Below are 7500 nucleotides of genomic sequence, written 5' to 3'. Positions count from 1 at the left end.
TACGGGGTGCGGAGAAGTCATTAATGCCCGGCTTCCAGGAAAAGCCTCTAAGCGACAGCTTATAGAGAACCGTACCGTAAACCGACACAGGTGGACAAGTAGAGAATACTAAGGCGCATGAGAGAACTCGGGTGAAGGAACTAGGCAAAATGGTACCGTAACTTCGGGAGAAGGTACGCCCTTGTTGGTGAGATACTTGCGTATGGAGCTGATGAGGGCCGCAGAGACCAGGTGGCTGCGACTGTTTATTAAAAACACAGCACTCTGCAAATTCGTAAGAAGACGTATAGGGTGTGACGCCTGCCCGGTGCCGGAAGGTTAATTGATGGGGTTATCTTCGGAGAAGCTCCTGATCGAAGCCCCGGTAAACGGCGGCCGTAACTATAACGGTCCTAAGGTAGCGAAATTCCTTGTCGGGTAAGTTCCGACCTGCACGAATGGCGTAACGATGGCCACACTGTCTCCACCCGAGACTCAGTGAAATTGAAATTGCGGTGAAGATGCCGTATACCCGCGGCTAGACGGAAAGACCCCGTGAACCTTTACTACAGCTTTGCACGGGACTTTGACAATAACTGTGTAGGATAGGTGGGAGGCTAAGAAGTCAGGACGCTAGTTCTGATGGAGCCGACCTTGAAATACCACCCTGTTGTTGTTGAGGTTCTAACTTGGACCAGTAATCCTGGTTGAGGACAGTGTATGGTGGGTAGTTTGACTGGGGCGGTCTCCTCCCAAAGAGTAACGGAGGAGCACAAAGGTACCCTCGGTACGGTCGGACATCGTACCAAGAGTGTAAAGGCAAAAGGGTGCTTGACTGCGAGAGTGACGGCTCGAGCAGGTACGAAAGTAGGTCTTAGTGATCCGGTGGTTCTGAATGGAAGGGCCATCGCTCAACGGATAAAAGGTACTCCGGGGATAACAGGCTGATACCGCCCAAGAGTTCATATCGACGGCGGTGTTTGGCACCTCGATGTCGGCTCATCACATCCTGGGGCTGTAGCAGGTCCCAAGGGTATGGCTGTTCGCCATTTAAAGTGGTACGCGAGCTGGGTTTAGAACGTCGTGAGACAGTTCGGTCCCTATCTGCCGTGGGCGTAGGAAAATTGAGAGGAGCTGCTCCTAGTACGAGAGGACCGGAGTGGACGAACCTCTGGTGTACCGGTTGTGACGCCAGTTGCATTGCCGGGTAGCTAAGTTCGGACGGGATAACCGCTGAAAGCATCTAAGCGGGAAGCCTCCCTCGAGATGAGTTTTCCCATGAAGCCCGTTGAAGACGACGACGTTGATAGGCGAGGTGTGGAAGCGCAGTAATGTGTGAAGCTAACTCGTACTAATTGGCTGATTGTCTTGACCATATAACCTGAATTGTTTTGTAGCAGGTTATGCTAATCGCTAACCCATTTCTTCTACCGTGGACTAAGCATCCACAAACCAGTTTTCCTGGCGAGCATAGCCGTTTGGAACCACCTGATCCCATCTCGAACTCAGAAGTGAAACATTCGCGCGCCGATGATAGTGTGGGGTTTCCCCATGTGAAAGTAGGTCATTGCCAGGGCTTTTTCCTTAAAGGCGACAGTAGTCGCCTTTTTTTTTTGCCTGCAAATTTGAAAAAAACAGGTCTGTTCAACAAACCTACCTTTGATGCAGCGCAGCGGAATAAAAGGGTTTACCATATTCCTCATCCGATTCCTAAAGCTCTCCGCTTACTAGCGTGGCGGCTCAGCAAGTATTTTTTACATTAAGGGAAATAAGTATTAAGGTACTTTTGTAAAATTTAGCAGCATAATACAGGAATTTTATTCTATGCCAGATAACTATCGATTAAGAAACATAAATTCCATCATCCAAATGTAAAAATGCACTAACTGTTTGATCTACCCTTTCATCAATAAGAATATTTATATGGTTAATGCCTGCAAGTAGCACGAGAGAAGCATAAGAGTAATTTTCGCAAAAGATGATCGATTCTTTAGGATCAATTGCCTGATCGTCTTTTCCATGAATGCATAAAAAAGGAATTCTGGCTTTTTCTGTAAAATTTTGAAAATTTAGTCGGTTAATATCTATTAATGTTTGCTCTTTGAAGACTTGATGAAGTTGCAGATATGCTTTTGGACTCAACTTCAATTGCTTTGCCAACCTTTTTACTGGCGTTCTCATACGCGTTGGGGCTGCGAGTAAAACAATCTTTTCGGGCTCTTCCTGAATATGCCAATGTGCAAATTGTCTGCTAAGGTTTAATGCATTCAGCAACATAGATCCTCCAAAGGAATGACCAATTGCTGCATAGAAGGGACCTAGTTCACAAAGGATTTTTTTTAAAATAAGGACAGCATCCGTCCAAACCAATTGCCTGCCTTTTGCTTCTCCATGTGCTGGAAAATCAATAGCATATACTTCAAAGCCCTGATTTACCAAACTGTCTATTAATTTTGACATGTAAGCTGCGCGAGACATCCATCCGTGCGCCAACAAAATTTTACGACCTGTATCATTATTTTTTGGGGCAAAACGATGCAGGATATAATGCTTCGGTTCATGATAATGAAATGATTCTGTTCGTTGTTCATTAAAATACTCACAAGCACGTTGCGCAAAGTCTTTGTATTTTTTTTCTACCATAAAATGAAGCGGCGTAATAAAAATTTGATAGCAAAGTTTTGCGTGTAAATAATCTTTAAACTGAACAAGAGAATTAACCATTCCATTCCTTGGAAGTAGTGAGTTATTTAACTTCAGGACTCACGCAAAATGTCGATCTCTTCGTTAAAAAATGATTTTAATTCGGTCATTTAGTTAATCTAAAACTCCCTCATTAAAATATTTTTTGCCTTGACCTCAACGTTTTGCGTAAATCCTGATCTAAGATAGCAGTGTTTATGAATATTGCATGTATCAATTACCATTTCAATTTTTTTTTTCAGGTTTTCTGGTGAGAAGAATTATTTTTTTGCTACTATCAATGGATTTAAGCTTAATTTATAAGGACATACTATGCACAAAGAAGAACATAATTATAAAGATGAAGGAAGAGAGCTTAAGGGATTTATTGCCTATGATGAGAATAAGGCTGCGCCAATGCCAGGTGTCCTAATCGTTCATGATTGGACCGGTTGCAATGCATTTGCGAGGGATAAAGCGGAAAAAATTGCAAACCTTGGGTATTTTGGTTTTGCAGTAGATATGTTTGGTAATGGTAAGCAAGGAAAAACCATTGAAGAAAAGCAGGCCCTCATTCAACCTCTAGTTCATGATCGTAGGTTAATTCGTGATAGATTAATTGCTGCTTATGAATCGTTGCTTGCTTTTAAAAATGTGGATAAAAATCGAATTGCAATAATGGGTTTTTGCTTCGGTGGGTTATGTGCTCTGGATATGGCTCGTAGTGGGATTAATATTCAAGGTGCTATTAGCTTCCATGGTCTTTTGAATAGACCAGAGGGCCTTCCTACCAATCCCATTAGAGCTAAAATTCTAGTTTTGCATGGATATGATGATCCTATGGTGCCCCCGGATGTAGTTAATGAATTTTGTCAGGAAATGACTGAAGCTAAAGCGGACTGGCAAGTACATATGTATGGTAATACTCAGCATGCATTTACTAATCCGGAGGCACATGACAGGGACCTTGGCACTATTTATAATTCCCTCGCGGCAGAACGTTCCTGGAGAGCGTTAGAAAATTTCCTTTCAGAAATTTTTACAATTAATAAATAAAATGAGGAATGTAATTTTAAAACATGCTGCTCACCTTGGCCAAATGCTAACAGAGCGCAGGGTTCGTTGCGCGGTTGCGGAATCTTGCACTGGCGGTGGTCTTGGTGCTGCAATTACTGCTATTTCAGGGAGTTCGAAATGGTTTGATCGCGGTTTTATTACTTACAGTAATGAAGCAAAAGAAGCGCTTTTAGGGATTCCGAAATCCTTGATTAAAAAATATGGTGCGGTAAGTAAAGAATGTGCTATTGCTATGGTTCAAGGTGCCATTGCTAAAAGTGATGCCGAAGTAGCAGTTTCAATTACAGGAATAGCAGGGCCAGATGGCGGTACTGAAGAAAAACCTGTAGGCACTGTCTGGATTGCATGGGCTGGGGACACGCAAAAAATTGTGGCTAGATGCTTTCTTTTTAAAGGGGATAGAGAATCTATTCGCAATCAAGCTATCGAAAAAGCTCTGGAAGGATTAATTAAACGTTGCGATCCGATAAAGCATCCGTTGATAAGGAGTAAAGATGCTGGGCGGTATTTTATTGCCATATGGCCTGACAAAATAGAAGCAGAAGCTTTAATCCAGCATTTACTAAGGACCCAGTGTTTCCCAATAGAGAAATTAATTCCAAAAGAGAATTTACACCTTACTCTCGCTTATTTGGGAAAAGCTTATCCCGGTTATTTGGAAGACGCAGGTAAGGTGGTCCAACAAATTAAAGAAAAGCCTTTTACAATTACTCTCTCTGAAATTAATCATTTTAAACACCAGATTGTTTGGTGTGGATTAAAAAAGTCTTCTCCGGCACTACATAACTTATTTAAAAGGCTTACTTTTAATTTAATCACTGCTGGGTATATACCCGAAAATAGACCATTTATTCCGCATGTGACTCTTGCAAGACATATGGAATATAAAGAAATTGATAATTTTCAATCGCTCAATTGGACTGTAAAAAAAATTTGTTTGGCAAAGTCAACAGGTGCTCCTTTATATGAAATAGTGAAAGAATGGGAGCTTGGTTAATAATTAAGGAAAGAATAATGAAAGATAAATTTAATAATATTACTAAAGATATCAGCACGCAGCTGGCCAAGATACGCAAGGAAATGCCAGAGGTAATGGCCGGGTTTTCCGCACTATCTCAAGCAGCAACGAAAGAAGGCGCTTTAGACAAAAAAACAAAAGAACTTATTGCTATGGCATTAGCAGTAGCGAATCATTGTCCTGGTTGTATTGGGTTTCATTCACAAGCTCTTATCAAACTAAAAACTTCGAGAGAAGAATTGTTAGAAACGTTGGCTATGGCTATCTATATGGGAGGAGGCCCTTCTCTTATGTATGCAGCCGAAGCTTTGGAGGCTTTTGAAGAATTTAACCAGAGTTAGTTAGTTAGTAAAATTTAGAGTTAAACGTTGGGCTTCGACGCCAATGCACCTATTAAATGTAGATTTGCCTGGAAGGCCCAACGTTGTTTAACTTGCCCCCACATGTTGCAGTGATGGAGTTGCAGGGGGTGATGCTGCCTTATTTTGTACTGCCTGACAGGGAAACCGTTTACTAAATCCTAATAATGCTATTTGTGAGACCGTCATTTTATTTTTTTCAGGTTCTGTAGCCTCTTTATAAGTTTGTTGAATTAATTCATTAATCTCTTCAGGGCTTAAATGTGTGCTTGGAGGTAAACAAAATAAAGGGGGAGAGCCATGTGCTTTAGCGTTTTCATTAGCCAAAATTAAACTTTCCCCAATGCTTTCACTTGTTAAAACTAAAATATTTCTTGCAGATCTTGCCCATGCTTGTGATTGCGGATCTGCTTTCATCTCCATCTGAGGAATGTTATTAGCTATATTCATGTAGTGATCAATCGTATCTGCGTAAAGATTAAACGAGAAAGCAAGCATAATTAAAAATAGAAGTCTCATTCTAAAGCTCCAAACCACATAAAATATAATATTCTTATAAAGAATGGGGGGTAATCCATTCTAAACTAAACGCTAAAAATAGAAATAAAAATAATCCTAATGAGAGGGCAATTCGCCAAGTTAACGACTTTACTGTTCGTTTCGTTTTTCCCTCGTCCTTAACTAAAAAAACCAGCCCACTCGCAAGGCTAACTAAAATAATAATCATGACAAGAATTATGAGCGATTTTGTGAACATTTTGTTATACTCCTGACCTTTACTGCGAGTTATGAAGGCGCCTCTCGTTAAGAATGCTAAGTTTAACCTTTTTTAATCGGTCTTTCACCCCACGCTGGACAATGATTTGTTTGGCTCTGGTAAGTTTTTGTTTATTTATTTCATTAGGTTTTTGGCAACTAAAAAGGGCTGAAGAAAAAAGAGATACATTAATGAAGTATAACAGTTTAAGTTCGCAGTCCTCTTTAGTGAGGGTGGATAAAGGAAGATTACCAGAAAATTTTCAACCCATTCAGCTGAAAGGGGTTTATTTACCCTTTGTGTTGTATTTAGATAATCAATTTTATCATCACAATATCGGATATGATGTCCTTACTCCTTTTCTTTTACAAGACGGGAACATAGTATTAATTGATAGGGGATGGATCCAGGCTCTGTCAACACGTGATACTTTACCTAAGATTCAGACCCCCTCTGATTTACTAACCGTTCGTGGGTATGTTTATTATCCTCCCCGGAAAAGCTGGTTTCTTGGACAATTGTTTGAAAGAAAAAACTCAAGTTTAGCGGTTATTGAATATATTGATCCTAAATTAATCAGTCAATTTTTGCATAAATCTGCTTATCCGTTTATTATTCGCCTAAACCAAAATGATGCCCATGGATTTGTCAGAGAGTGGCCTATTACCAACTTCTCCCCTGAGCGCCATATTGGCTATGCAATACAATGGTTTGGTTTTGCGCTGGTAACCATCCTTCTTTTTTTAGCGTTGAATCTGAAGAAGTATAATGAGAAAGTTTAACTATAAAAACATGGTTATTTATGCCTTGGTTATTATTTTTATTTTACCAGGGTTATTGGCACATTATTTTTTTCATCACCCCGATTTTCTAAAAAATAATAAAACAAATAAGGGCGAATTGGTAATCCCGCCGGTTAAGCTATCATTGATAGAAAAAACAAATTTTAGTCAGGGTAAGGATCACAGTATTTCTTTCGCTGAAGGAAAAAAATGGAAGCTGCTATTATGGGAGCCCAGTGTTTGTGACACGGATTGTTATAACCAACTTGATCGCTTATCACGTATACGGTTAGCCCTGGGACGAAAATTGTATCATGTGGATGTAGGGCTACTTGGTAAAGCTGATAAAATAAGTGAAAAGCTCCAATCTGTTTTCAAAAGCCTTGATCTGCATTACCTGATATCTAGTAACAGAGAACATCTCACGAATGCTACTAGAATCTTATTGGTCGATCCCAATGATTATATGGTTATCGCTTTTAAAAAGGATGCTTCTTCAAAAGATATTTTTCATGACTTAAAAAAATTAGTAAATACGAAAGAGCAAGCAATGTAATGAAAGTTAATTACCTGAGAACCATAGTATTAATAGCAATTTTTTTGGCGTTAGGCGTTGTCACTTTAGGGGCGTATACCCGTTTAACTAATGCCGGTCTTGGTTGCCCTGATTGGCCGGGATGTTACGGTAAAATCGTCTTACCAACAAATGCAATTGATCTCGCAGGCGCACAACAATCTTTCCCCGCCGTTCCTATCGAGCCGAAAAAAGCATGGACTGAAATGATTCATCGCTATGCAGCAGGTACCTTGGGAAGTTTAATTTTTTTAATAGTAGGATTTGGCACC

The 7500-nt window shown here is 40.3% G+C and carries 8 protein-coding genes, 2 rRNA genes and 1 pseudogene (1 of these 11 only partly in view); 8 read left to right on the top strand and 3 right to left on the bottom strand.

Annotated elements, in window-relative coordinates:
- Both EL206_RS05540 and rrf read left to right on the top strand, forming a co-directional pair.
- Nucleotides 1-1355 (top strand): 23S ribosomal RNA (locus EL206_RS05540); it begins 1539 nt to the left of the window's first position.
- An 84-nt stretch (nucleotides 1356-1439) separates the two neighbouring features.
- Nucleotides 1440-1555 (top strand): 5S ribosomal RNA (rrf, locus tag EL206_RS05535).
- A gap of 266 nt (nucleotides 1556-1821) precedes the next feature.
- Here rrf and EL206_RS05530 read toward each other — a convergent pair.
- Nucleotides 1822-2703, bottom strand: coding sequence for an alpha/beta hydrolase (locus EL206_RS05530; RefSeq protein ID WP_058462240.1), 882 nt, complete (start codon nucleotides 2701-2703; stop codon nucleotides 1822-1824).
- Between the two features lie 291 nt (nucleotides 2704-2994).
- Here EL206_RS05530 and EL206_RS05525 point away from each other — a divergent pair, with 291 nt between their 5' ends.
- Genes EL206_RS05525 through EL206_RS05515 form a run of 3 tightly spaced genes read left to right on the top strand, consistent with a single transcriptional unit; the run spans nucleotide 2995 to nucleotide 5097 of the window.
- Entirely contained in the window at nucleotides 2995-3717 is a 723-nt protein-coding gene (locus EL206_RS05525) for a dienelactone hydrolase family protein (protein WP_058462239.1), read from the top strand.
- 1 nt (nucleotide 3718) lies between these two features.
- Nucleotides 3719-4735, top strand: coding sequence for an RNA 2',3'-cyclic phosphodiesterase (thpR, locus tag EL206_RS05520; protein WP_065310933.1), 1017 nt, complete (start codon nucleotides 3719-3721; stop codon nucleotides 4733-4735).
- A gap of 17 nt (nucleotides 4736-4752) precedes the next feature.
- Nucleotides 4753-5097 (top strand): carboxymuconolactone decarboxylase family protein, encoded by a 345-nt coding sequence (locus EL206_RS05515; protein WP_058462238.1) that lies wholly within the window; start codon nucleotides 4753-4755, stop codon nucleotides 5095-5097.
- An 87-nt stretch (nucleotides 5098-5184) separates the two neighbouring features.
- Here EL206_RS05515 and EL206_RS05510 read toward each other — a convergent pair whose 3' ends face one another.
- Together EL206_RS05510 and EL206_RS05505 are read right to left on the bottom strand one after the other, a co-directional pair.
- Nucleotides 5185-5634 (bottom strand): Rap1a family protein, encoded by a 450-nt coding sequence (locus tag EL206_RS05510; protein ID WP_058462237.1) that lies wholly within the window; start codon nucleotides 5632-5634, stop codon nucleotides 5185-5187.
- A gap of 34 nt (nucleotides 5635-5668) precedes the next feature.
- Entirely contained in the window at nucleotides 5669-5872 is a 204-nt protein-coding gene (locus EL206_RS05505) for a twin transmembrane helix small protein (RefSeq protein WP_058462236.1), read from the bottom strand.
- 53 nt (nucleotides 5873-5925) lie between these two features.
- Here EL206_RS05505 and EL206_RS05500 point away from each other — a divergent pair, with 53 nt between their 5' ends.
- The 3 genes and pseudogenes from EL206_RS05500 to EL206_RS05490 form a co-directional block, all read left to right on the top strand.
- On the top strand, nucleotides 5926-6654 hold the full coding sequence (locus EL206_RS05500; protein WP_058462235.1) for an SURF1 family protein: 729 nt from the start codon (nucleotides 5926-5928) through the stop codon (nucleotides 6652-6654).
- On the top strand, nucleotides 6641-7210 hold the full coding sequence (locus tag EL206_RS05495; protein ID WP_058462234.1) for a hypothetical protein: 570 nt from the start codon (nucleotides 6641-6643) through the stop codon (nucleotides 7208-7210). Before EL206_RS05500 ends, EL206_RS05495 begins: the two co-directional genes overlap by 14 nt.
- Nucleotides 7210-7485: pseudogene (locus EL206_RS05490) on the top strand (COX15/CtaA family protein); the annotation flags it as partial. The gene EL206_RS05495 and the pseudogene EL206_RS05490, both read left to right, overlap by 1 nt.
- Between the last annotated feature and the right edge of the window lie 15 nt (nucleotides 7486-7500).

The organism is Legionella adelaidensis (genome assembly GCF_900637865.1).
GTDB classification, from domain to species: domain Bacteria; phylum Pseudomonadota; class Gammaproteobacteria; order Legionellales; family Legionellaceae; genus Legionella_A; species Legionella_A adelaidensis.
This window is presented reverse-complemented; position numbering and strand designations above follow the sequence as displayed.

Excerpts from the sequence above, each read along its gene's own strand:
- EL206_RS05495 (WP_058462234.1), top strand. The coding sequence starts at position 6,641 with ATGAGAAAGTTTAACTATAAAAACATGGTTATTTATGCCTTGGTTATT.
- EL206_RS05500 (WP_058462235.1), top strand. The coding sequence starts at position 5,926 with ATGCTAAGTTTAACCTTTTTTAATCGGTCTTTCACCCCACGCTGGACA.
- EL206_RS05505 (WP_058462236.1), bottom strand. The coding sequence starts at position 5,872 with ATGTTCACAAAATCGCTCATAATTCTTGTCATGATTATTATTTTAGTT.
- EL206_RS05510 (WP_058462237.1), bottom strand. The coding sequence starts at position 5,634 with ATGAGACTTCTATTTTTAATTATGCTTGCTTTCTCGTTTAATCTTTAC.
- EL206_RS05515 (WP_058462238.1), top strand. The coding sequence starts at position 4,753 with ATGAAAGATAAATTTAATAATATTACTAAAGATATCAGCACGCAGCTG.
- thpR (WP_065310933.1), top strand. The coding sequence starts at position 3,719 with ATGAGGAATGTAATTTTAAAACATGCTGCTCACCTTGGCCAAATGCTA.
- EL206_RS05525 (WP_058462239.1), top strand. The coding sequence starts at position 2,995 with ATGCACAAAGAAGAACATAATTATAAAGATGAAGGAAGAGAGCTTAAG.
- EL206_RS05530 (WP_058462240.1), bottom strand. The coding sequence starts at position 2,703 with ATGGTTAATTCTCTTGTTCAGTTTAAAGATTATTTACACGCAAAACTT.